Raw genomic sequence first — 25,996 nt, forward strand, 5'->3', positions numbered from 1 at the left:
CAGAGAAACAGATTGTGGCAAAGAAAGAAAAACGGCCTCACCATGACGCGTTATTCAAGCATTTTTTAACGCAGCCCGAAACGGCCAGGGAGTTTCTATCCCTTTATCTGCCCGAAGAGATCCAGTTGTTGTGTGATTTAGCCACATTGAAACTGGAGCCCGGCAGTTTTGTGGACCGGCATTTACGTCAGTTGCACAGTGATGTGCTTTACTCGGTTGAAACGGCCCGAGGACAAGGCTATATCTATTGTCTGATTGAACATCAGTCCACCCCTGACCCGTTGATGGCCTGGCGGCTGATGTATTATGCCATGTCAGCCATGGCGGCCCACCTGAAAAAAGGCCATACCGAACTCCCTTTGGTGGCGCCGCTGCTGTTTTATCATGGCGAGATTCGGCCGTATCCTTACTCAAACCAGTGGCTGGATTGTTTTACGCTCCCAGAACAGGCTGCCCGCTTATACCGCCAGGCGTTTCCGTTGGTGGACGTCAGTATGCTCAGCGATGAAGAGATCCTGACGCATAAAGGGGTTGCCCTGATGGAGCTGGTGCAAAAACACATCCGCTGCCGGGATATGCTGGAATGGGTCCCCCAATTGGTGGAACTCCTGAATGCAGGGTATAATACAACCGAGCAGCGCAATGTGGTGTTACGCTATATTTTACTGAATGGGCATACGCTGGATCTCTCCCAATTTGTCCATCAACTGATTGAACAATCTCCGGAGCATGAAACGATGTTGATGACTATTGCAGAACAGCTTGAACAAAAAGGGCTTGAGCGAGGTATTGAACTAGGCCGAGAGAAAGGTATTGAGCAAGGCCGAGAGGAAGGTATTGAACTAGGCCGAGAGAAAGGTATTGAACTAGGCCGAGAGAAAGGTAAAGTGGAAACGGCTCGGGCCTTATTACGGCATGGCGTGAGTCTGGACATTATTGTTACCAGTACCGGGCTGAGCCGGGATAAAATTGAAGCGTTAAAGCATTAGATTAATCTTCTCTTTATACAGTAAAATGCCGATATTCAAAATCGGCATTTTTGTTCTTATTTATACCCTATGGATTTCAAGGTGCACCGCAGCGGCAAGAGCGCGAATCCCCGGGAGCATAGATAACTCTAATGGATCCCCCAATTGGTGGAACTTTTGAATGCAGGGTATAATACAGCCGAGCAGCGCAATGTGGTGTTACGCTATATTTTACTGAATGGACATACGCTGGATCTCTCCCAATTTGTCCATCAACTGATTGAACAATCTCCGGAGCATGAAACGATGTTGATGACTATTGCAGAACAGCTTGAACAAAAAGGGCTTGAGCGAGGTATTGAACTAGGCCGAGAGAAAGGTAAAGTGGAAACGGCTCGGGCCTTATTACGGCATGGCGTGAGTTTGGACATTATTGTTACCAGTACCGGGCTGAGCCGGGATAAAATTGAAGCGTTAAAGCATTAAATTAATCTTCTCTTTATACAGTAAAATGCCGATATTCAAAATCGGCATTTTTGTTCTTATTTATAGGGAGCAAAATGACACCTTAAGAGCATGGGGAACGCGAATTTGTATAATCATACTTACCTATCGATTTTTTTATCATCAATTGATTGATAAAATAGAAAATAATTATCCATTCATAATTTTCCTATCCCTAAAACCAAATAAAACTGCGTTAATACCTAAAATGGATAACCCTGCCATACCAATTAATAATTATCACCCATTAATAATTAATATTCCCCTTAAAGATTCATTGATTATAATCATATCGTTTTATTAATGATGACCTAAATAATCATTTAGGAAAAATTTTCAATATGAATAATAACCTCCATAAGTAAGGTTGCTGCGGTAGCTATACCCATAGCTCAATGCCAGCAAAAACAAGGCGATAGCGCTCTGTTTATCTTTTAAACGTAAATAACTAATCAAGGAAAAAATTATGGCTACAACTCCAGAACAAATCGCTGTTGACTATCCGATCCCTGTTTACCGGTTTGTTGTCTCAATCGGTGATGAAAAAATCCCTTTTAACAGCGTTTCAGGGCTCGATATTAATTATGATGTCATCGAATATAAGGACGGCACCGGTAATTACTATAAGATGCCGGGCCAACGTCAGGCGATCAATATTACGCTGCGTAAAGGTGTCTTCTCCGGTGATACGAAACTGTTCGACTGGCTTAATTCCATCCAGCTTAATCAGGTTGAGAAAAAAGATATTTCAATCAGCCTGACTAACGAAGCCGGTACTGAAATTTTAATGACCTGGAACGTGGCAAATGCGTTCCCAACCTCTTTAACCTCTCCTGCTTTTGATGCCACCAGCAATGAAGTTGCCGTTCAGGAAATTAGCCTGACAGCCGATCGAGTAACTATTCAAGCCTCTTAAGTCTTTAAGGCTCACTTTATAAAGCTGTTTACTCAAAATATTGCACAATAATTGGAGGCGACATGCCAACATATTCATATCCCAGCGTCTATATTGAAGAAGATGCTTCACCGTCACTCTCTGTCCGCTCCGGTGCGACAGCCGTGCCTGTTTTTGCTGTTGCCGTTGCCGCCGACGTCGATAAAGATAAAAATTCATTTATACCAAATGATGCTTCTACCCGAATTAATAGCTGGCTTGAATATCTGACTCTAAAAGATGGGCAATTTGATCCTGATAATACGCTTGATATCTCACTGCGCGCTTATTTTATTAACGGCGGTGGATATTGCTATCTGGTCAAAACCACAGATTTAGAAAAACAAGTTCCAAAACTCGACGATGTCACATTGCTGGTTGCCGCCGGAGAAAATATCAATGAGGTGACGGGAAAACTGTGTAAACCAGGCAAAGGATTATTCGCTATTTTTGATGGTCCAAAAGATCAAATCACTTCGGAGCAAAAACCAGAAAAACGCCTCGAGTCTTATTCCCCGACGCCTTATGGCGCAGTTTATTACCCTTACCTGACCGCTGAATGGGGAGCGAAGAAAGCCCCGGTTGATATTCCACCCAGCGCAGTGATGGCCGGTATTTATGCCAGTGTCGATAACAGCCGGGGTGTCTGGCAAGCACCGGCTAATGTGGCGATTCAAGGAGGATTGCAACCTAAATACCCGGTAACCGATGACCTGCAAGCACAATATAACCAGGGTAAGGCGCTGAATATGATCCGTACCTTTCCTAAAAGCGGCACGCTGGTCTGGGGAGCCAGAACCCTTGAGGACACAGATAACTGGCGTTATATCCCGGTTCGCCGTCTGTTTAACAGCGCAGAGCGGGATATTAAAAACGCCATGAACTTCGCGATCTTTGAGCCCAACAGCCAACCCACCTGGAAAGCCGTGCAACGGGCTATCGATAACTATCTCTATGGCCTCTGGCAGCAAGGCGGTTTGATGGGCAATAAAGCCGAGCAAGCTTATTTTGTTCAAATCGGTAAAGGCGTCACCATGACCGATGATGATATCAAGCAGGGCAAAATGATCGTCAAAGTGGGTCTGGCCGCTGTTCGCCCAGCCGAGTTTATTATCTTGCAGTTCACTCAGAATATCGCTCAATAATGGGAGGCAATATGCCAACAACACCAACTTATCCTGGCGTCTATATTGAAGAAGATGCATCACTGGCGCTTTCTGTCAGTCATGGAAACACAGCTATCCCCGTTTTTATTGGCCGTTTTTCACCCAAAAAAACCAGCCCCACCCCACAAGTGACTCGCGTTAGTAGCTGGCTGGATTTTACTCATCTGTTTAATGTGGGTTGTGTTACGTCAATCGCCATCACATCAACTAAACCGACTCCTCCTAAAAAACCTGAAACCGTCGACGGCGATGTCTCAGTCGAAGACAATCAAGGAGCCAAAAGCGATACAGGTACAGAAACAGAAGTTGTTGCCGCGGTAAAAGCCGCTCCCCATGCGGAAGATAAAGAACCCGGTTATACCTACGAGGTCATTGTCGGTACTTACACCACAAGCAGTGATGCTTTAAAACTTTATTTCCAAAATGGCGGCGGCCCTTGTTATATCCTGCCAATTTCTGATACCAGCGATAGCAACACTTTGGCATTAATCCCTGAGTTAATTGAGCAGGCTTTAGAAATTACCTTAATCGTCTGCCCTGAACAGGATCCTTCTTATCAGAATACGATATATGGCAACCTGACCCCTTTACTCAAGGCCGGATATTTTCTTATCGCTGACAATCAGGATAAAGCAACCGCGCTCAATGTTAGCGAACCATCACAAACCGCAGCTTATTATCCAGCAGTTAAAGTCTCACAACTTATTCAAGCAGAAAATAGTTTGATCGCAGTTTCAGGTTACGAGGATGCGGCATCAAGCGAAGTTAAAAATCTGGCGCAACTCAAAGAGAAGAATCCGGGTGTCTATCAACAGGCTGTTGATGCAATACAGAACATAAGCAACATTATTCCTGCCAGCGCAGTCATGGCGGGCGTGTATTGCGCCACTGATGCCAGCCGTGGCGTCTGGAAAGCGCCGGCGAATGTTGTTCTCAGCGGCATTAGTGATGTGGCCGAACGGCTCACTGAAGATGAGCAAGGTACCATGAACCAAAAAGGTATCAATGCTATCCGCTATTTCACCAACAAAGGTTTTGTCGTCTGGGGTACACGTACCCTGCAAGATGATGACAACTGGCGCTACATTCCAGTTCGGCGTTTATTTAATAGCGCAGAACGGGATATCAAGCAGGCAATGCGATTTGCTGTCTTTGAACCCAATAGCCAACCGACTTGGGAACGCGTTCGGTCAGCCATTGACAACTATCTCCATCAACTCTGGCAACAAGGCGCGCTGGCCGGTAATAACCCGCAGGAAGCCTATTTTGTTCAGATTGGTCAGGGTATCACCATGTCCGATACTGACATTAAACAAGGGAAAATGATTGTCAAAGTGGGGATGGCGGCGGTACGTCCGGCGGAATTTATTATCCTTCAGTTTTCACAAAATGTAGCACAGTAACCGTGCTGAGACGCGGTTGAATGCCGCGTCTATTCAGTCGTTGAGGAGACGATAATGGATATAAAACAGCCTGGCGTCACAATAACGGAGAGCCTGATATCCCAGAAACAGGATAATGCATTTATCGGTGTACCGGTTTTTATTGGTTATCCCCAACCGGCCAAAAATAGCCGTGTCAGCGACAAAACCGCCGTCAAGCTCACCAGTCTGGCCGATTTTACCTTGTCATTTGAGGGATCAGGATTGATGTACTATTCAGTGCGTCACTTCTTTGAAAATGGTGGTCAGCAAGCCTATGTATTGCCACTGGGAACGGATAAACCACTAAACGATTTTCAATCGTTGACCACCACATTACAGCAGGATTGGGTTAAACAAGCGATTACCGCAGAGAGTGCAATCACGCTGATTGTCGTCCCTGATCTTGTCTACCTTAATCAGATGGATGATCCCGATTCAGACATCGTTCAACACGACAAAATTCAATTCTGGCTGGAGTCCTGGCAATCAGTACTCGATCTTTGCAAGAGCCGGCGCGGCATGATGGGATTGCTGGATGCCCCGGATAATCCTGGATTGGCCGGGAAATGTTTAGCGCAGTTTTCTTCAAGTGATCGACAATGGGGCGCCGTATACTGGCCCCGGCTAAACAGCGCCTATCAGGATAACGCGCAAAATACTGTCGTGCTTTCACCTACCGCGGCGGTTGCTGCCGTCATCCAGCGTAACGATAACCAAATGGCCGTCTGGAATGCACCCGCTAATGTCGCGTTAGCCAAAGTGATCAGCCCGATACGCGCTTATATTGAAGCCGATGGCCTCTTTAATCCCAATGGCACTTCGTTGAATCTGGTTCGCAGCTTCCCCGGCAAAGGGATTAAAATCTGGGGATGCCGCACCTTGGACAACACCCCCGGTTCTCCCTGGCGCTATATTCAGACCCGCCGTCTGGTTTCCTATATCGAAGCCCATATGACCCAACTGGGCCGCGCTTTTGTTTTTGAACCCAATAACGCCATCACCTGGATGAAGTTTAAAGGTCAGGCTTATAACTGGCTGCGTCAGTTATGGTTAAAAGGTGGACTGCGAGGCACCCAGGAAGATCAAGCATTTGAAATATTACTGGGCCTCGATGAATCAATGAGCGAAGCCGATCTGCGAGCCGGGAAAATGATCATGAAAATCAGACTATCAGTGTTAATTCCAGCGGAATTTATCGAGTTAAGCCTGACATTTGATACCCGTTCCGGAATCACCCGTTAAATCAAGCAGGGGCAAAATATGAACAATTTATACACCCCGTCGGTGTCACACCGTTTTATCGCCAGTTTTCTTTTTAATAATATCCCCAGTCCGCTCGACATTGCCTTTCAACGGATATCAGGCCTCAGCCGTGAACTGCAAACCAGCCAACACAGCCAGGGCGGGGAAAACGCCAGAAATACCTGGCTGGCTGAGAAGATCCAGCACGGCAGTCTGGTGCTGGAGCGCGGTGTGATGACAGTGACGCCACTCACTTTGGTGTTTGATCGCGTCCTGCGCGGTGAAAAAGCGGTTTATGCCGATGTCGTCATTATGCTGCTGAATGAAAATTCAATCCCCGTGGCAAGCTGGACGTTAAGTAACGCCCTGCCGGTTCGCTGGTCCACCGGCGACTTTGATGCCAATAGCAACAGCGTTTTGGTGAACTCCCTGGAATTACGTTATCAGGATATGCGCTGGTTAGGAGTGAAAGTATGACTGTCGAAATTAAGGAACTGATTATTCAGGCCAAAGTCACCGATGCAACGAATAACTCGGTCTCTCCACGGACATTAGCTCAGGAAACGTTGGATAACGCCCGCCTGATTGAGAGGGTGAAACGGGAAGTCCTGGACGCACTGCGTGAAACAGGAGGCCATTATGAGTTTAATTGAACGTAATCTGTCCAAACTCACCCTCACCGCTTTCAAAGACCGGGAAGGAAAAACCGCTGTGGGCAGTTTACAGGCGATGTACAACCCCGATGGCATCCAGCTCGATTATCAAACCCGTTATCACCAAGATGAAAGCGTTAACAGCGCCAGCCAGAGCAGCCGTTATGTGTTATCCCAACCCGCAGGTCTGTCGTTAATCCTGCTGTTTGATGCCACGATGCCCGGCAACAACACGCCGGTAGAAAAACAGCTGGCGACGTTGAAAGCCCTGTGTGCGGTGGATGCCAGCACCAAAGCGCCCCACTTTCTGAAAATCAAATGGGGCAAAATGCGCTGGGAAAACAAAGGCTATTTTGCTGGCCGGGCCAGTGGCCTCAGCATTGATTACACCCTGTTTGACCGGGACGCCACCCCACTGCGGGCCAGCGCCACGTTATCTCTGGTGGCGGACGAAAGCTTTGTTATTCAGGCCACCGAGCAGCAATTAAAATCGCCGCCGGTCACCGCGGTCAGCGTAACCGATATGCTCTCCCTACCGTTGATCGCCTTAGGTGCCGGCGCTTCTCTGGCAGGCGGCATTGATTATCTCTCTCTGGCCTGGCAAAACGGACTGGATAATCTTGACGATTTCACCCCCGGACAAACGCTGCAAGCCAAGGGGGATGTATGAAAATACCTGCGATAACCATCAAGATAGGCGGCAAAGCACTCAATCAACTTACGGTTATCAGCCTGACAGTAAACCATCATATCAATGGTATTCCCGCGATTAACATCACTCTGGGGATCGCCGGTGATGCCAGCCATATTTTTGACGCTAAAGCTCAGGCTGAACTGGCAAGTTGCCGCCCAAATCATGAACTTATCGTGCAGATGCAAAAAACCGTGTTGTTTAAGGGGATCATCGTTCGGCAAGCGCTTGGGCTTAAAGGTCAGGACAGCATCATCACCCTGACAGCCAAACATCCGTTGCAAAAATTAACCCACAATTTTCACTCCCAACTTTTCAGCAAACAGAGTGATGAAACAATTATCAGAAAGTTATTCAGCCAAACAGGCGTACCGGTAACGATAAAACAAGCGCCTCAGCTCAAAACGGTGCATGAACAAATGGTGCAGTTCCGCTGTCATGACTGGACCTTCCTAAAAAGCCGACTGGCCGCCACCAATACCTGGCTGCTGCCCGGCAATGACACCGTGACGCTGGTCACCCCTGAATCGTTGAATCAGTCAACTGTGCATACGATCCACCCGCGAGCCAACGCTCAGGATGTGGTGCTATTTGAGGCTAATCTGCAATGGGATAACCAACGCAGCCCGAAAACAGTGAGTGTGCAATCCTGGGATATCGCCCAGCAAAAATTATCGCAGGCAAATCAGGCAAAAAGCAGTGGCCTTGGCCGCAGTCAACTCGCCGCAGATAATCTGCAACCACTGACCGGTCAGGAGTGGCAATGGGTTTTCAGCTATCCGCTGGATAACGGACAGGCCAAACATCTTGCTCAGGGCATCCTGAATAACCGGCGAAATCATAATGTCTCCGGCAGTTTTGAAGTCGAAGGCCATGATCGTTATCAACCGGGCCATATCCTGGCATTAAGCGGCTTTGGTCAAGGGATGGATGGTCAGGGAATTATCACCGGCGTGGATCAGACAATTAATCAGCGGCAAGGCTGGCGCACCCGGTTAACCCTGGGCCTGTTGCCGGAAACCGAGCAGGTTGTACCGCCGGTTAAAGAGCTGCATGTCGGTATCGTGGAAAAATACCAAAAAGATAACCAGTCGCTGGGGCGTATTTCGGTCAGGATCCCCGCCTTAAGCTTAACCAACGGTGTACTTTTTGCCCGCTTAGGTAAACCTTATGCCAGCCACGAAAGCGGATTCTGCTTCTACCCTGAACCGGGGGATGAGGTCATTATCGGTTTCTTTGAATGCGATCCCCGTTTCCCGGTGATATTAGGCTCCATGCACAACCCGAAAAATAAAGCACCGATAGAACCCAGTGAAAAAAATCAAACGAAAACCTTGGTCATCAAACAAGGAGATAACCAACAGGAATTAATCTTCGACCATAAAGATAAAACGCTCACACTCAATAGCGGAAAAAACACGTTGTCGCTGCAACAAGATAAAGATATCACGCTTAATTCCACTCAGAATCTCATGATTAATGCCCAGGAAATTAACCTACAGGCCGAAAAATCCCTGTCAGCCACGGGAAAATCCGGGGTCGATATTAAAGGGGCGAAAATTAACTTAACACAATAATAAGGCTGTACGATGACAGACAAAATATTAGCCGATATTTATGGCCGGGGCTGGGCATTTCCGCCACAGTTTTCGATAAAAGATGATTCTCATCCTGAAATACCCACCGGCATTACCATCGCGGAAGGCGCAGAGAATGTTCGCCAGAATATGAAAATCCTTTTTCTCACCGAACCCGGCGAACGGATTATGCGTGAAAATTACGGCTGTGGCCTGAATGATTATCTGTTTGCCAATATCAGTGACGAATTGATGGCAGAGATTCAAACCCGGATTGAAGAGCGGGTACTGCGCTATGAACCGCGCGCAAATATTACCGAGATTCAAGTGAACCAGAGAATAGACTTACCTAATACCTTGCATATTCAGGTCACTTACGCCCTGAGAGGCAGCGAAATCAGCCAGCAACTTGAAGGTGTGCTTGAAGTTAGCGAGGGCCAGTTACGGGTGAACCTATGAGCAAACAACTGGTCGTTGATGGCGACAATTTGCTGTTCGAACCGTTATTCGGCAACCGGCAGGTCACTATTCTGGGACCGGCAACCATTCGGGGCAGCGGGCACGCCCAAATTCAGGGCAAAAAGATCGCGATTGTCGGCGATGAAAAAAAGGTCCAACTCCAGGCGCAATATATTACCCCCAGCCACCCGGTACCCGGCATGGGAATGGTCACCATTGCTCAGTTGGATGCCAGCCAGCAGGCGAACTTTTGCCGCAGCCCTGTCACGGTTATTGTTGTCGGCCAGCAATTTATCGCCCGTTTTACCCCGTCACAACCGGCGACTAATCCGTCAGGCGCGGATGTCACAACGCCCAGTATGGGCAAAGGCCGTTTTATTGCCAGTCAATATATTGTCAGTGCCGGGTAAATAATCCCCTTCAATCTTATTTTTAAATAACAACGCGCTCCTGAAAATCTATCAGGAATATATTCGAATAACAGGTGGTATAAATATGGGACAGGCCGAGTTAGATAATAAACTCTCTGCTATTGTGCCGGATACTGTATTTAAACTTGATGAAAGAAGTACGCTGGATATTTTAAACTGGCTTAAAGCCTACGCTAAAAACATCCCTTTCGATCAAGCCAAAAATCAGTTCTGGGACAGTTTCTATTTTATTCAGGAAAATCATCCGCAGCAATTAGCGGATATTTACCAAAACATTAATCAAGCGGATGGATCTTTACCGGCACATCAAGCTTTTGTATTGGCTTTTTTAAAGCTACTAGAAACAACCAACCGATTATTAAATACATTCCCGGCACGACATCGTGATCTTTATTACCGGGAATTATTGGGGCTGAAACCTAAAAGAGCCCAAGCGGATAAAGTTGCTATCGGTATGACTCTGAATACCGACAACCCAGAATTTCTGGTAGCCCGGGGAACGCTATTTGATGCCGGGCAAGACAATACCGGTAATCCGTTACAATATGCCTCTGATACGGATTTACTGGCGAATCAGGGAAAGTTAACCGATCTGCGTTGGTATCGGAAAGTTGGCAATAGCTGGAAATCAGCAATACTATTCAGTGACTCAGACAACATTGAATTCCCCAAAAACGGTATTCAACTTTTTAGCGAAACAGCCAATGATCTTGAGGTTCAACCTGACCACCTGAATTGGGGCGAAGCAAATATATCGTCATTAACCCATGACACATTCTACTTAGGCTTTACCAATGTATTACCGGGACAAACTTTATCTTTATTCTGGCAGTCAGAAGGCGTTAAAGAACTTAATTTATCCTGGTCTTATCTAAATCAGAAAAATATCTGGCAGCCAATCAATCAACTGATCCACGACCAAACCCGTAACCTGTTTGACCGGGGGATCTGGCGCACACTATTGCCGCTGGATGCGTCAAATCAGGCAGCCTTGATGCCAACGGGACAGTACTGGCTGAAAGCCGAGATAACCAATAAGGTTGAAACCCAGGATTATCCACGAATTAAAGGCATCCTGTATAACGCCACCACCGCCAGGTTAATCAACGTAGAAACCATTGAGCAGGATCACTTTATCAACGGATTAGCCGCAGAAAGCATTAAACAGCCGGTCAACGCATCCGTCGCCATCAGTGGTGTGACGCAACCCTGGCTATCTTGGGATGGTCACCCAAAAGAAACAGCGCAAACCTTCCTGACGCGGATCCCGGCCCGGTTATCTCACCGTAACCGGGTGTTGAGCTGGGGAAACATTGTCACCTTATTGAAAGAGCAGTTTGTCAGCCTATTTGATGTCAAATACCCTTCTGCCAGTGAGTTAACTAAAATCCCGGCGCCGAAAGAACAACAACTGATTGTGATCCCCGACAGCCGCTACAAAGATAACGATGATGCACTGCGTCCAGAGTTGAACCCAGCCCGGCTGACAGAGATGATCGAGTGGGTAAGCCAATTAAGCAGCCCCTGGACAACGATTAAGATCAATAACCCAAAATACATTAACGTCAATGTCAATTACCAAGTGGCATTTATTTCAGGTATTAACCCCGCCTATGGTCATCATCAGCTACAGCAGGAACTCAGCCGAAAATATATGCCGTGGGGAGAAAATAGCGCTATCGGCGTGACGACCGGTAACCACATTGATTATTACCAGTTATTAGCCACCATCCAACAATCCCCTCTGGTTGAACGGGTCACGGATTTAACTTTGGAAAAAGTTATCCCGCCGGTGAGCAAGATCAACGCAACTAAAGATGCCCCATCCACCCCTGCCGTAGGTAACAGTATCGGGGCCGCCGATGATGAAGTGCTGATTTTAGTCTGGTCAGACTCAAGCCAAGGAGTTAACAATGAATAATCAGGACGCCCTGTTTCCCATCGTCAAAGACGATATTACCTTTGATGCCTTACTCACTCAGGCCAAAACGGTTATTGAACAGCAATCCGGCCAATGCTGGAGCAATACCAGTGAAAATGATCCCGGCATCACCTTATTAGAAACGTGTTGTTATGGCGCCTCCGATCTGGCTTACCGTCACTCATTACCGCTCAAAGATCTGCTTACGCCGAAAAAAGAAGAGCAGACATCCGACGACGGTATTTTCCCTAAAGAGTTCGGTCCGCAACAAATACTGACGTGTGGCCCGATCACTACGGAAGATTATCGCCGGGCTTTACTGGATTTACATAGCAGCGACACCGCCAATGAAATAAGTGAAGGTTATTTTTTCTTTAACGATGTACAGCTAATTCGTGAACCAGACAATCAACGCTATGAATATTGGTACAACAAAGAGAAACGTGAGTACAGCTTTAAAAATTCCGGATCAGATAGCCAATTAGCACTCAGAGGAAACTACTGGCTTTATTTACTCCCCAGCCGGGAAACGGAAGATAATAAAACCCTGGCTCAAGAGCGGCTGAAAGCTTTCCTAAAAGATAATCGAAATCTGGGGGAATCCGTCAGTAATATTATCTGGCTAAAACCAACGGATTTCTTATTACAGCTTGATATTGAGCTGGACGATGATGTTAAAGATATTGCCGATATCTTCGCCAAAGTCTATATGACAGCGGAACAGATGGTACTGGCAAAACCATTACGCTATACCACCCAAGTCATGAAAGTGCAGGGTTACAGTAATGAAGAGATATTTTCCGGCCCTTATTTACATCACGGCTGGATACCGGCATTACCTCAAGCCAAAGATTACACCGACTCGACGATATTAAATCTAAGCCACCTGGTTAATCGGCTACTGGCTATTAAAGGTATTCAGAGTGTCACCCGGCTGGCATTAGCTAATCACGACAAAACCATTACTCCATTGCCGGATGATAATTGGTCTTGGAAAATCGCTCAAGGATATTACCCCAGATTATGGGGTAACGATCCACTGGCATTAATTACCTCAGCAAACAGCCCACTTACCATTATTGCCAAAGGGGGCGTTAAAATTGGCGTTTCCAAACAAGATATAGAGAAACAGCTTATTACAGAACCACTGATTAATACCCAACCTGAATTACTGCATTGGGGTAAATATCGTAAAGTTCTGGATTACTATCCGGTAAGCAATAAATTACCGGCTTGCTATGGATTGCAGACCAGCAAACCTACGCCGCAGCAAGTGCAATTACACCAATTTATGCTCCCTTTTGAACAAATGCTGGCTAACGGCTGTGCCGAACTCGCCCTTTTACCAAAACTATTAGCCTTTAAACAACGGGGAGAGACAGTATATGGTGTACAATGGCCTTTTAAGGCCGATACTGTCAGCCAACAAGCCCATCAAAGCATAGAAGCTGATTTAATAGCAAAGCTCAATAATGATTCTCAAATCCATTATGATAAGGGAAATAATAAAGATAAAAACTATGCCAAAGAGCTGACAATTTTGGATTACCTATTAGGTTATTTTGGTACTCATCGCGCAGCCAGGCCATTGACACTAAACACACTAGATTTTCTGAACACCCAACGCGGCTATCTGGCTCAACAGCCGGAACTGACCTATCAACGTAATAATATTCGTATTGATAAAGTATCGGCACTGCAAAAACGGATTGCGGCCCGGTTGGGTTTAGGTGGGGAATGTTTCAGTGACACGCCCGATCTGGCTGAACTGCCTTTCTATTTGATTGAACACCGCCAGTTATTGCCGATAAAACCCGACACAACATTCGATATTGAGAAAGAACCTGATTCTCTGGAAATTGAAGATGACCAATTAAAGATCACACAGAAAAATTCAGCGGACCGGTTATTACAAGGTCAGGTGATTAATCTGATTATCATTGAAGATGACAGAGAATTTACGTTACGGGGCCAAATGATCACCGAAGTGACAGGAGATACATTCTCTCTTGGAATTCGTAACAGCACGGATCTGGAGCACAATCTGCACCGGGTGCAACAGGCATTTGATGATGGTAAGTTGCGTTGGCAAAATAGCCCGGTGTGGCTGGAAGATATGGATTATCAACTGGTTTATGCTGATGAGACGTATAAAAATGTTACCGAAGATGAACGTTGGATTACCTCCAGCACCCAAAGCCCCTTCCCTGCAATGATCAAAGTAGATGACGAAATCACGCTGAAATATGTCATTACACCCGCTGGGCCATCCCAAAAAATATCAGCTCGTGCAGTTCGTACTGAACCTCGATCCGAATATGAACTCAAGGCGCGCGTCATTAAATTTGATCGCATTAAGGGTAAAATATTAATTAAACGCAACAAAGACTCACAGAATAACTTTCCATTAGAAGCAGAAGCCTGGCGTTATCGCTGGTATTTCTCCAGCGAAGAATATGCTGCGGCTGATCGCTTTTCATTTGTAGTGAGTGTCGTAATTAACCGCCAACTCATTGAGAATGAGCATGTTGATCCTTACAAACTGGAATCTTGGGTGAAAACTGAGATTTTGGCTGAATTCCCCGCTCATATTTCGATGATTATTCACTGGCTTTCAGAGGAGCATTTTGAAGATTTTGCCAGCACCTATAAACGCTGGCAAAACAACGACGCGCCTTTAGGGGATGAGGCATACCATATATTAGAAACCTTAACCCTAGGACGTCTGCCTTCTGCCGCAACAGGTATTGGCAGTATGCGAATCGCCACCGAACAGCAGCGTATTGAGGTGGTTGGTGAATCTGAGGATAAATGGAACGAAGACGTCATAAAATCCAATCAGCTCCTGTATGTGCCTTATACTAAAAGAGTAGTATGGGTAGATATTGACCTTAATAAAGAGAATGATAAAGCTACTGTTGTCTCCGAATTTTTGTATCAACCTGTAGATAATAAAGGAAAATTGGTTTTCTTAACCGATGATAAAGAAATAGGGCCTGAATATGCGGTACTGGAATCAGCTAATGAATGGACAGATTACTATATCAAAGTTAAGAAAAACAAAAATGGTATTATTACCGATGAGATATTGCATATTAAAGGAAGAAAAAAAGTAGGCGTTAACTTATCATGGAAAGCAATGAATTTATATGATCTCCCGGCAGGAAATAGCTGGTCATTCTATTATGGATTTGTATTAGGTGATAATCAGGACCTTTCTGGCGCATTATTCTATACCGAAAAACCTCTTATTTTATCACTGAATTACCTATCTGCTTCTAATGACCTTAAAGGAGAAACACGGACAAAATTTGGCTTTCATTTTACTTATGATGGAAATAAAAGATAAAATAGGTTACTCATTTATTCCCATATCATAATGCTTTAAGAATCCCCCTATTATTTAAATATATCTTAGTGTAATAGCACATATAATATAAGGTGATAAAAATGGTAAAAAAATATAATCTGTACAGTGCAGAACTCAATCTGGAAAATATTAACCTTAAATCAAATCTCCCATCAGCAGATGATTTAAAAAAGCGTTTTAAAGAGGGCAGTATTCCATTACAAACCGATTATGCCGACTTGATTAATATTGCTGATATGGGCCGCAGAGCCTGTGGCCAGGCACCACAACAAAATGGCCCAGGAAAAGGATTGAAACTGGGTGATGATGGTACGCTCAATTTAAAAATGGGGGAGATTTCCAGCCAAGACTTTTCTCCATTAATACTAGAAAAAGATATTTTATCTGTAGACCTTGGTAGTGGACTGGTTAATAAAACCAATGGAATATGCGTTGGCACGGGTAATGGAATTGTTGTAAATAACGATAATGTAGCGGTTAAACCGGCTAACGGTATTACCGTTGATAGCAACGGTGTTTCAGTCAAACCCAACAATGGCATCAATGTTGATACTAATGGAGTCTCTGTAAAGGTTAAAGATAAAACGCTCAATGTCGAGTCCACAGGGATATCTGTCAGGCTTGGTTGGGGGATAAAAATAGGTGATGGGTTAGATGTTAAGGCCAGTAATGGTATTAACGTTGATAGCAATGGTGTTTCAGTCAAAGCAGGTAACGGTATCACAGTCAATTCAAGTGGCGTCAGTATTGATCCCAACAAAGTACTCCCCAGAGGAATGATTATGATGTTTTCCGGTAGTAGTATTCCTGTAGGATGGGCGCTGTGCGATGGTAATAATGGTACACCAAATTTAATCGATCGATTTATTTTAGGAGGCAAACTCTCCGATATTAATGGAAAGAGTAATGACAAAGCTTCAGGTAGTATCAATGCTAAAGAATTCAGAATAAGTACAACGAATAAAAAACTCACAATCACAATAAAAGGTACAGAACTTTCCTTAAGCCAAATACCAGAACACAAACATATCGGGGGAATGGCTTACTATGATGCTACAGGCTCAAGATATGGCGATATTAGAGAAACAAAAGAAAGCAAACAAATTGATAATAACCCCGGTAAACTTGACTTTATGAGCGCTACATTAGGTGGAAAAAGAAACCTTTTTTCAGGAAATGATGTTGGCCCTCATTACCTTTACACATCTAGTACTGGGAATGGGGGGGAACACACCCATGCGGTTGATGCGAATGCTAATATTACCCCCCCTTATTACATTCTTGCTTTCATCATGAAAACCTAATATTTATTAAACAATTGAAAATTTAAATCATCCATTAATCATAAAGAGGATATTAATATGACTTCGGAGCCAAATCTGTTAAATCGGATTACCATTACTATTGAAGCTAATAATCAACAGGTAGCTAAAAAAGTATTGCATGGCTCCCTGCTTAATAAAGCCAATATAAATAACTTATTTAATACATTCTTTACTCAACATCCTATTAATCAGGATATCTATTTAGAAACATTAACCTTGGATCTTGGCGAAATAAATTTTCACGACTTTAATGCATTATTTCCCGCCCGCTTCAAGGTTGCGTTGATTAAAGCATTAAACCAATATCAGATAAATAATAAGGAAGAAATTCGCCTGAATGCACCAATGCCAAATAAAATCCCCCATAATTCTTCTTTATCTGACGATAATAATTTCATTGATGCAGAGAATTTCATTAACTTCTTATATCAGAAAGATCCCCAATTAAATCTAGTGGAGGCAATAGCGAGCAATAAAAACAGTGATATCAAGATTAAGCAATTAATAAATCAATTAACACGGATAGAAAACAAATCAGCATTATTATTAGCAAAAAGCTGTTTATCTGAATATAGTCTGCAACGGCTTTTAGCTATCAAACAACCCTCTTTATTGAGCGCCATCAACCGAAAATTATTATCCGAAAGAGTAAACAAACCACAATATCAGGAGGCGTTTGCCTCCTCTGGGCAACTGATACTCAATGCACTGGAATATATACAGCGGCATAATGCACAGGAAATAGTTAAACCCGATGCAAAAATCATCTCGCGTATTACAACTGAGCTCAATAACGGTACACTTAATGCCGCGTCTGTCATTACCTTATTTCGCCAGGCTATGACCGACAATATCCCATTAAATAATTGGCTAAAACAACTCTGGCAAACAGCTGTTATTTCACAGCTTTGCCAACAGCATCTGTCGGTTGAAGAACACCAATATCTATTGGAATGCTTTATACCAAATCACACGGATAAAAATAGATCTGAGATAAAACCCTTCATCAGTGGCGCTAACTCTTCAAACGCTCAGAAATATCAACATCCGACAAATCGAAAAGTAACTGACGAAGATCCGCAAGCATTATCAATATCAGATAACCCATCGGTTATCAGAGGAAATAACCGCAACCAATTTCAAACCATCAACAAACTACACCCTGAGCAGACTTTATTACCTGAACACCCTCTTCCACGCCCAGTAAATAATGCCGGGATATTAATTCTGTGGCCGATGCTACCCACGCTGTTTAATCAACTTGGCCTGCTTGAAGCACAGAAGTTTATCCATCATCAGGCTCAGTTCAATGCTGTTGATTTACTTGACTACCTGATTTGGGGCACCGAAGAGAGACCAGCAGAAAGAAAAGCACTGAATTACGTTCTGTGTGGGTTAATGGCCGATAAAGATATTCAATCAATCCCTATCGAGCCGGAAAAACAATTGATAATAGATCAATGGCTGGATGCCGTTATCCACCAACTTCCCGGCTGGAAAAAATTAAGCCGTAATGATGTCCGCCAACTGTTTTTACAACGACCGGGGGAATTACTGGCAGACGAGCAAGCAATCAAAATCACCATCCAGCATCAACCATTTGATGCGCTGTTGGCTGATTGGCCGTGGCCATTAAATATCGCCAAACTTCCCTGGTTGGATCGCCCTTTACGCATCGACTGGCAAAATATTTAGAAGGTTTATATGGATTACTCACTGACAATTAACCACGATATAACGGCAAAATCACACTGGATTTATCCCCATTTGGAACGTATCGATCTACGGTTACAGCATTATTATTACCAAAAGTGTGATAAATACGATTCCTTACCGGAAAGTTTTTTACTCGCCGAAGATGAATTAGAACAACGTCTGACAAAACCACAGGGCATTCCCCATTGGCTAACTAAAACGGAAGATATTATTAGCGACCCAGAAACAGCGCAAAACCCTGCCCTTGATCCATTGTCACTATTAATTGAGCGTTTTGAACTGACTGAATTTGAACGGGATGCCTTGCTATTGGGTTTATTACCCCATTTCGACAGCCGTTATCATGCACTATTTGCTGCTCTCAATGGTAACAGTAAAAAACAGTGGCCGAGTTTTGCTTTAGCGATTGAACTATTCAGCCAACGCCAAAGTGATCGGCAATTACTGCAAAACAGCTTTTTACCGCAAACACCGTTAATCAGTAACCAACTATTACGAATCAATCACCACGAAGAACCTATCTGGCTACAGACGCAATTTTTAACTCACAGCGCTGTCTGGCATTTTCTATCAGGACAACAGGTTATTTTACCGCCTCTGACAACCTGTGTTTATTGGTGTACTCCAGACTCAGAGAGTTGGTATCCACAAGCCCTTTATCATTCACTTGAAAAAGTATTACTGAATAAAACAGACGATACTCACCCACTGGTGATACTCAGAGGAAAACAGGACAGCGCCAGAGAAATAGCGGTCAGTCATATTATGGCGTCCCATAATATAAATACCTTAACTCTCGATTTAGCTCTCCTGCCTGATGACGAGAGCCAAACCACAATATCTAATTTACTGACAGATGTAGTACGGGAAGCCCGGCTACACGATGCCTGCTTATTAATCCGTAACTTTTCTTTACTCACAGATGAAAAGAAAATATTGCATAGCGAATTATCCACTTTACTGAATCAACCAAAATTAAAAATAATTTGTCTGGTAGAACCGGGAGAGGCATTAGTCTGGATTAAACATCTGCCAATGGTGCAAATTGATATGCCCGCCCTCACGCTGGCGGATAAAAAATCGATGCTGGAAGCAAACTTGCCGGATAATATAATCGAGGAAATGAGCGTCATTCAATTGTGTCAGCGTTTTTCATTTACACCGGAAACATTACCACTGATTATTGAAGAGGCATACCAATATCAAATACTGCGAAAACCAGAAGGCCAATTAGCAGAAACCGATCTGCATAAGGCATTAAGTTTTCGCGCCCAACAGAATTTCGGTAAATTAGCCCAGAGAATAACCCCCAAACGCAACTTTAATGATTTAGTCATTTCAGATGCATTAACTCAACAATTACAAGAAATTATCGCGGCCATTCATTACCGTGATCAAATCCTGTCCGCCGGATTTCGGGAAAAAATAGGCTACGGCACCGGCATTAGCGCGCTATTTTACGGCGAATCCGGGACCGGCAAAACCATGGCCGCAGAAGTGATTGCCGGGCATCTTGGGGTTGATTTAATTAAAGTGGATCTCTCTACCGTGGTAAATAAATATATCGGTGAAACGGAAAAAAATATCTCCCGAATTTTCGACCTGGCCGAAGCGGATTCCGGCGTACTGTTTTTCGATGAAGCCGACGCCTTATTTGGCAAACGCAGTGAAACCAAAGACGCCCAAGACAGACACGCCAATATTGAAGTTTCTTATTTGTTACAACGGCTGGAAAATTATCCCGGGTTAGTCATTCTGGCTACCAATAATCGCAGTCATTTGGACAGTGCATTTAACCGCCGTTTCACCTTTATTACTCGTTTCACTTATCCTGATGAAGCGTTACGTAAAAAAATGTGGCAAGTGATTTGGCCTGAACAACTTAAACTATCCGATGAACTTGATCTTGAACATCTGGCTAAACGGGCTGATTTGACCGGCGCTAATATCAGAAATATTGCTTTATTAGCATCAATGTTAGCGAAACATGATCACAGTGAACAGATCGAAAATAAACATATAGATCGTGCAGTTACACTTGAATTAAACAAAACGGGCCGACTGGTTTTTTAATAAATTAATAAGATTGGAGTCAATATGACAAATATCATTGCTTCCGACAATGCTATTGTTGAGGTTAATACAGCATTAAATAATATTTTATCCCAATATTTAAATACCAATGGGAATAAAATTGATATTCGTTTTGATCTACCTGAAATTAATTCCGTTCAATCGGAACCGACAGTAAGTGTATTTCTTTATGATATCAATGAAGACCTGCAATTACGTTCTGCTGAACCAAGACGTTATAACCCGATGACCAGCACATTATTGCCGGGGTGGGTAAATATCAATTGTCACTATTTAATTACTTACTGGGATGCCAGTAAACCATCAAGCGACAGTTCCAGCCCGGATAGTCAACCCAATAATCAAGCCGCACAAGTGATGACACGGGTTTTAAATGCATTAATCAATAATCGCCAATTAACCGGCATTCCCGGTGCCTACACCCGGGTTATACCACAACAGGAAAACTTAAACAGCCTGGGTAATTTTTGGCAAGCTCTTGGTAATCGCCCGCGTCTCTCTTTAATGTATTCCATTACCGTACCAATGAAACTGCAAAATATTGCAGAGCGTGTAATACCCATCAGCGAAGTCTCCGCGTCTGTGGATCAAAAATCCAACCATGATGGAGGGTTTATAAATGTTCAAAAATGATATTCGTAAAAAAACAATTAAAAAAGCTCATTCCAAAAATAAAAACTCAGATACGACTCTATTAGATAGATTACATCTGGAAATTCCTGATACCAACGCGGTAACAACGGCTTATCAACAACAGATCCCTGAATTGAAAGACTTTAGTAAAATAACACAATTAATCCTCAGCGCCTCAAAAGAATTTGGGCAATTAAAACCGGCAAAGCAGCGCAATTATTCTAAACCGGGTCTAAAAGACGATGGTATTTCTGATGGACGATTTGCTTATGGGAAAAAATCTTTGGAAAATTATGCGGCTCATGCAGGATATGAACATAATGGTCGCTATGAAGATGAATTTGTCAATTTCAAGAATAATGATAAAAATTTAGCTGACGGAAAACTCTTTCCGGGTATTAGCCTGATTAAACATCCGAAGCTATTAAGAGTAAAAAATGAAAAAACAAAAAAACCGGAAACACAACTCAGAGAGGAAGCCGAAGCTTATCAAATCACCGACATTGAATCTTTTATTTCAGGGATAAAAGAGATGTATAACCAAGCAAACAAACCTTTACATCCGATAACTGAGTCCTTGATTAGAGAGCATATTATTAATAATGAAGGTGTATTACCGACAATGGCGGGTATTGCAGGCTTACATGCAGAAGTACAAGCACTTAACAACTTATTCATTTCCGGGGATAAGAGAGCGGGAAAATCTATTGGCAGCCGCAATCTAGGGGAATACATTCGGGATATGTTGGAATCCTCTATCTTTACACAGCGACTGACAACAAAACAAGCCGGTGATGATTTTGCGGCTTGTCATAATTGTTCTGGAATATTGTCATCACCAGTCAATGTTATTACAGGGAAAGTAGCGAGTTCAGGAAGTAATTTCTCATTAGCATTATCTCGATATAAAACATCACAAGAATCGCCAATATAAAACGGTATGTGATTAAATGATTAACTTAAGAGGGCTTATTCATGTTCAAACGAGCTAATTCTCAAACAACATCCAGACGACGTTCTAAAAATACCGCCAAAATATCGCCATTATCAGACTTTTCTGATGGAAATGAGCCGCTTACCCTTCAGCCAGTGAAGAAAGACCATGAAAGCAAGCACACTAAAGGATTAAAACAATTTCTCGCGGATAGAGAGCTTAACAAAGGGCATATTTCCCCGCTAAAAAATAGGGGGTTATTGGTGGCCAGCGAGGAAGCGCCAATTAACCTACCGGCCATAGCTCATCGCTATGACAGTCACCATCAGCTTGCACAGCCGATGCCGCTGAAAGATAGCCACGCCAATCATAAAAATCCTTTCCATGGCGTTATTGCCGGATTTAGCGGCGACCAGGTCACCTCTTCCGAATCAGGTTCGGCAACAATAGGCGTGCATTGGGGAGAAAATACCTTGGATCCCAATATCATCGGTATAAATGTGGTTAATGGCGCCTCAGGAACCGTAGGGATAAAAATTGCTTTAGAGGATATACAACCTGAATGTCCGGTCATTATCACGTCCGGCGCGTTGAGCGGTTGTACCATGATGTATGCGGTAAAGGATAACGATTTCTTTGCCTATCATACGGGGCAAAAACCGGGTGATGATGAATGGAAAACAGGACGACAGGGGGTTGTCACAACCAACCAAAGCCATCAAGCCCTTTTACCGGATAGCGAGCCGGTTACGGTTGGTGAACATAATAATGATTTAGTCAATATTTTCGCCAAGTATGATCAAAGTGTCATTACCTATATGGGAAAACCGGGAGTTGTAATTGATAATACAGCAGAAAATGTCAGCGTTTTTAACTATGACGAAATCAAACCTGAAAAGCTGGCTATCAGAGCGGGTTACAGCTATGCGCTGCTGGCTAGGGATGATAAAGGCAAGGTGAACGTCAAGGTATTATCGGAGGATGCTATTGTTTCGCCGGGCAAGAAAGGCAATACCATTAAGGTTATCAATTCACTTAAAAAACGGTTGTTATAATCTGCCTGAAATAATGGTACTGGGAAAATTTCACCCGCCAATAATATCTTAATTTATGGACTTATACCCAATAGATTTCAAGTTGCAGCGCGGCGGCAAGTGAACGCATCCCCAGGAGCATAGATAACGATGTGACTGGGGTAAGTGAACGCGGCCAACAAAGCAGCAACTTGAAAGATGAAGGGTATATCCTGGATAAATAAAAAGCTGGTAATATGCCAAACAAAAAACACAGTGAAACGGCTAAACATTCAGAGAATAGCGTTAAAAGATCCTCAATACAGACTGCACATGATGAGAGTAATATAGGCAGCACGTCATTAGGTATGGGGTTGGATTTAAATCACATGAGGGGAAATAGTGCTGTTAGTTCAGACCAAATTAATGAATATACATTTTGGAAAGAGAATATTTCCGAATATTACAAATGGATGGTTGTGGTTAAAGGTCACTTAAAAAAATTAGACTGGACCTTAAAATCAATGGACTCCCCTGAATCTGCCGGAAGTAATATGGCTAAAAATATAGAGACGACTGCATTACAAACCCTATTTTCCCACTCCCAATAATAACTTATCTTTGAAATCCATCTATTTTATTGTTTTTCTGATTAATCAGATTGTTATTGTGACAAAATGTTTATTAAAAAATAAGACATGTCTGAAAATACATTTCAATTAAAATATCTATTTTGTGATTCACTCATTAAATACAAACAGTTAAATAGAAAAATAAAAATATACAGCATTGCGCTGTAAGGTAAGACTATTGAATTAAATATAGGCTATTAATATAATTATTTGCTCACAAATGTCATTCTTACGCAAAACAAATAGGTGATAATATGGAAAACGAATCTAACAAAGGTGAGAAGCAAAAACAAAGCTCATCACAAATTGATAATTTGGCTCCGACTAACCGCACATTGACAATAAGTGAACGTATAAAGGCATTGAATGAACAAGGATTATCCGACACCAAAAAATCGACTTCCCAATTTGCGATGCCCTCTTCATCAAGCAGCTCTTCTGTAAATACTAATAAACCAGAACCAAAACCAAAGCCAAAATCATTACAGGGAAAAAAACTGCCAGTTATTACAACTGCGGAAAGTTCAACATCAGCAGCTAATCGATCAACGTCTTCCACTGTAGATTCTGAGACATTATTAACATCAAGTTTTAATGACATAACATCTTCAACTTTATCCGTTGGCAAACATGAATTAGAACTGACAGATCAAAAAGATGTCATTATTTTTAGAGGAGATAATCGGGATCCTGAAAAAATCGTAGCCGCAGGTGGATTTTATCCATGGTCAAAAAAGCATATTACCGAGATTAAGAATGCATTGACGGATGCATTTATTAGTGATGGACCATCAGCGCATATGGTAGGACATGTCAGGAGTCCAAATCAGAACTATGTATCCACAGGAATAAATACAGATTGTGGTGGATATGGGGGACACGCTGCCTACCTGTACAAGATGGAAATTCCTGGACTAAGACCGCAGGAGATGAGTAGAGAAACTATTGGTCAGGAAATCAGGCAAGATAAAAGAGGAATTAATTATCCTGAATTTTTGATGAGCCACCAGACTCTTCAACAATCAGAATTCGTCGCAATGATGCCCGCGCGTACAGAAGAACTGACATTTATTACCCCGATTCCCCTGAATTATATCACTTCATATAAAAAGAAAGGCACAAACACCTGGCATAAAATGCCTGGTCCAAAGGAATAAAAAAGAGATTAACCCGTCTTTATATGGCGTATTTCGTATAATATTTTTTTTGCGCCACCTGTGGCGCACTCTCTTTTATTTTCTCTATCCATAACTACTGCAAACAATCCACTGGATTAAACCATAGCATCTGAAATACCCTCTTCTTAGCGCCATCCCATCTTCAATAGTAGAATAAAGCTCATTCCCTTGTACTCCAATAAGCATTTTAACCTATTCCATTAATAATCATCAGAGTGATTAATTTTTTCCTGATTATTAGTTTATCAGCAAAACCATTCCACCATGACAATAAAACATTCCATAAACATACAATATTATTCAAAATTAAATATCACAAATGTAATTTATCACCCTGTTTATAGAAACAATAGAGAAATGTTGACATATGAAATCATTAACACCTACCATATTAATTAACAATTACCATTATTATTAATTGATATTCCTCATAAGAATTCATCCCCTATAATTATTTTGTTTTATCAAAGGTGATTTAAATAATCATTGAATAATTTTTTAAACACGAACAATAACCTATGTAAACCAGGTTATTGCGGTAGCTATACCCAATAGTCAAGTACTAGGAAAAAAATAATAGACGTTTTTCTTCTATTTCAAATGTAAATAATAAAGGAAAAAACCATGGCTACAACTCCAGAACAAATCGCGGTTGACTATCCCATTCCTACTTATCGGTTTGTTGTCTCGGTTGGTGACGAACAAATCCCCTTTAACAACGTTTCCGGGCTAGATATTTCTCATGAAGTTATCGAATATAAAGATGGCACCGGGAATTACTACAAAATGCCGGGCCAACGTCAATCGATCAATATTACCCTGCGTAAAGGGGTATTCCCTGGCGACACTAAACTTTTTGACTGGATTAACTCTATTCAACTTAATCAGGTTGAGAAGAAAGATATTGCAATTAGCCTGACCAACGAAGCCGGCACCGAAATTCTAATGACCTGGAATGTGACAAATGCCTTCCCAACGTCATTCACCTCCCCCTCTTTTGATGCCACCAGCAATGATATTGCCGTTCAGGAAATCACGTTGACCGCAGATCGCGTCACCATTCAGGCTGCTTAATACATCCCCAATAACAAGCCATCCCGGTGTTTATATTGAAAAGATAATCGTCTGACA

The 25,996-nt window shown here is 43.0% G+C and carries 21 protein-coding genes and 2 pseudogenes; all 23 read left to right on the plus strand.

Annotation, left to right across the window (positions count from 1 at the left end; genetic code table 11):
* The first annotated feature begins 14 nt into the window (after nucleotides 1–14).
* Nucleotides 15–989: an Rpn family recombination-promoting nuclease/putative transposase gene (locus tag LGZ99_RS03975; protein WP_262978863.1), complete on the plus strand. Its 975-nt coding sequence runs from the start codon at nucleotides 15–17 to the stop codon at nucleotides 987–989.
* Between the two features lie 132 nt (nucleotides 990–1,121).
* A pseudogene (locus LGZ99_RS03980) lies at nucleotides 1,122–1,454 on the plus strand (ISNCY family transposase); the annotation flags it as partial.
* Between the two features lie 484 nt (nucleotides 1,455–1,938).
* Nucleotides 1,939–2,388, plus strand: coding sequence for a phage tail protein (locus LGZ99_RS03985; RefSeq protein ID WP_021326045.1), 450 nt, complete (start codon nucleotides 1,939–1,941; stop codon nucleotides 2,386–2,388).
* A gap of 62 nt (nucleotides 2,389–2,450) precedes the next feature.
* Nucleotides 2,451–3,551, plus strand: a complete 1,101-nt coding sequence (locus tag LGZ99_RS03990; protein ID WP_262978864.1) for a phage tail sheath family protein — start codon at nucleotides 2,451–2,453, stop codon at nucleotides 3,549–3,551.
* An 11-nt stretch (nucleotides 3,552–3,562) separates the two neighbouring features.
* Entirely contained in the window at nucleotides 3,563–4,975 is a 1,413-nt protein-coding gene (locus tag LGZ99_RS03995) for a phage tail sheath family protein (RefSeq protein ID WP_262978865.1), read from the plus strand.
* Between the two features lie 54 nt (nucleotides 4,976–5,029).
* Nucleotides 5,030–6,238 (plus strand): phage tail sheath C-terminal domain-containing protein, encoded by a 1,209-nt coding sequence (locus tag LGZ99_RS04000; protein ID WP_262978866.1) that lies wholly within the window; start codon nucleotides 5,030–5,032, stop codon nucleotides 6,236–6,238.
* Nucleotides 6,239–6,256: 18 nt separating this feature from the next.
* The gene (locus tag LGZ99_RS04005; protein WP_021326049.1) at nucleotides 6,257–6,715 is read left to right on the plus strand and encodes a phage tail protein; all 459 of its coding nucleotides are present in this window, start codon (nucleotides 6,257–6,259) and stop codon (nucleotides 6,713–6,715) included.
* Nucleotides 6,712–6,891, plus strand: a complete 180-nt coding sequence (locus LGZ99_RS04010; protein WP_021326050.1) for a DUF5908 family protein — start codon at nucleotides 6,712–6,714, stop codon at nucleotides 6,889–6,891. Before LGZ99_RS04005 ends, LGZ99_RS04010 begins: the two co-directional genes overlap by 4 nt.
* Entirely contained in the window at nucleotides 6,878–7,561 is a 684-nt protein-coding gene (locus LGZ99_RS04015; RefSeq protein ID WP_021326051.1) for a CIS tube protein, read from the plus strand. The genes LGZ99_RS04010 and LGZ99_RS04015 overlap by 14 nt, the downstream gene beginning before the upstream one ends.
* Nucleotides 7,558–9,159: a phage baseplate assembly protein V gene (locus tag LGZ99_RS04020; RefSeq protein WP_262978867.1), complete on the plus strand. Its 1,602-nt coding sequence runs from the start codon at nucleotides 7,558–7,560 to the stop codon at nucleotides 9,157–9,159. Before LGZ99_RS04015 ends, LGZ99_RS04020 begins: the two co-directional genes overlap by 4 nt.
* Nucleotides 9,160–9,171: 12 nt before the next feature.
* A complete protein-coding gene (locus LGZ99_RS04025; protein ID WP_021326053.1) occupies nucleotides 9,172–9,618 on the plus strand; it encodes a GPW/gp25 family protein in 447 nt (148 codons plus the stop codon).
* Nucleotides 9,615–10,028 carry a contractile injection system spike tip protein gene (locus LGZ99_RS04030; protein WP_021326054.1) on the plus strand — a complete coding sequence of 138 codons (414 nt, stop codon included), beginning with the start codon at nucleotides 9,615–9,617 and terminating at the stop codon, nucleotides 10,026–10,028. The genes LGZ99_RS04025 and LGZ99_RS04030 overlap by 4 nt, the downstream gene beginning before the upstream one ends.
* Nucleotides 10,029–10,113: 85 nt before the next feature.
* Nucleotides 10,114–11,970: a baseplate J/gp47 family protein gene (locus LGZ99_RS04035; protein WP_262978868.1), complete on the plus strand. Its 1,857-nt coding sequence runs from the start codon at nucleotides 10,114–10,116 to the stop codon at nucleotides 11,968–11,970.
* A complete protein-coding gene (locus LGZ99_RS04040; RefSeq protein WP_262978869.1) occupies nucleotides 11,963–15,319 on the plus strand; it encodes a baseplate wedge protein in 3,357 nt (1,118 codons plus the stop codon). Before LGZ99_RS04035 ends, LGZ99_RS04040 begins: the two co-directional genes overlap by 8 nt.
* A gap of 101 nt (nucleotides 15,320–15,420) precedes the next feature.
* Nucleotides 15,421–16,644, plus strand: a complete 1,224-nt coding sequence (locus LGZ99_RS04045; protein ID WP_262978870.1) for a phage tail protein — start codon at nucleotides 15,421–15,423, stop codon at nucleotides 16,642–16,644.
* A gap of 57 nt (nucleotides 16,645–16,701) precedes the next feature.
* Nucleotides 16,702–18,360, plus strand: coding sequence for a contractile injection system tape measure protein (locus LGZ99_RS04050; RefSeq protein WP_036840737.1), 1,659 nt, complete (start codon nucleotides 16,702–16,704; stop codon nucleotides 18,358–18,360).
* 9 nt (nucleotides 18,361–18,369) lie between these two features.
* A complete protein-coding gene (locus tag LGZ99_RS04055; protein WP_036840738.1) occupies nucleotides 18,370–20,454 on the plus strand; it encodes an ATP-binding protein in 2,085 nt (694 codons plus the stop codon).
* Nucleotides 20,455–20,478: 24 nt separating this feature from the next.
* Nucleotides 20,479–21,096, plus strand: a pseudogene (locus LGZ99_RS04060) (DUF4255 domain-containing protein); the annotation flags it as partial.
* Nucleotides 21,095–22,042 carry a YwqJ-related putative deaminase gene (locus LGZ99_RS04065; RefSeq protein WP_036840740.1) on the plus strand — a complete coding sequence of 316 codons (948 nt, stop codon included), beginning with the start codon at nucleotides 21,095–21,097 and terminating at the stop codon, nucleotides 22,040–22,042. The pseudogene LGZ99_RS04060 and the gene LGZ99_RS04065, both read left to right, overlap by 2 nt.
* 41 nt (nucleotides 22,043–22,083) lie before the next feature.
* Nucleotides 22,084–23,097, plus strand: coding sequence for a cytotoxic necrotizing factor Rho-activating domain-containing protein (locus tag LGZ99_RS04070; RefSeq protein ID WP_262978871.1), 1,014 nt, complete (start codon nucleotides 22,084–22,086; stop codon nucleotides 23,095–23,097).
* Between the two features lie 215 nt (nucleotides 23,098–23,312).
* Nucleotides 23,313–23,666, plus strand: a complete 354-nt coding sequence (locus LGZ99_RS04075) for a hypothetical protein (RefSeq protein ID WP_036840743.1) — start codon at nucleotides 23,313–23,315, stop codon at nucleotides 23,664–23,666.
* 275 nt (nucleotides 23,667–23,941) lie between these two features.
* Nucleotides 23,942–24,844 carry a hypothetical protein gene (locus LGZ99_RS04080; protein WP_036840746.1) on the plus strand — a complete coding sequence of 301 codons (903 nt, stop codon included), beginning with the start codon at nucleotides 23,942–23,944 and terminating at the stop codon, nucleotides 24,842–24,844.
* A 645-nt stretch (nucleotides 24,845–25,489) separates the two neighbouring features.
* Nucleotides 25,490–25,939, plus strand: coding sequence for a phage tail protein (locus LGZ99_RS04085; RefSeq protein WP_023046318.1), 450 nt, complete (start codon nucleotides 25,490–25,492; stop codon nucleotides 25,937–25,939).
* The last annotated feature ends 57 nt before the right edge of the window (nucleotides 25,940–25,996 follow it).

It is taken from the genome of Photorhabdus temperata, assembly GCF_025384845.1.
GTDB classification, from domain to species: Bacteria; Pseudomonadota; Gammaproteobacteria; order Enterobacterales; family Enterobacteriaceae; genus Photorhabdus; species Photorhabdus temperata.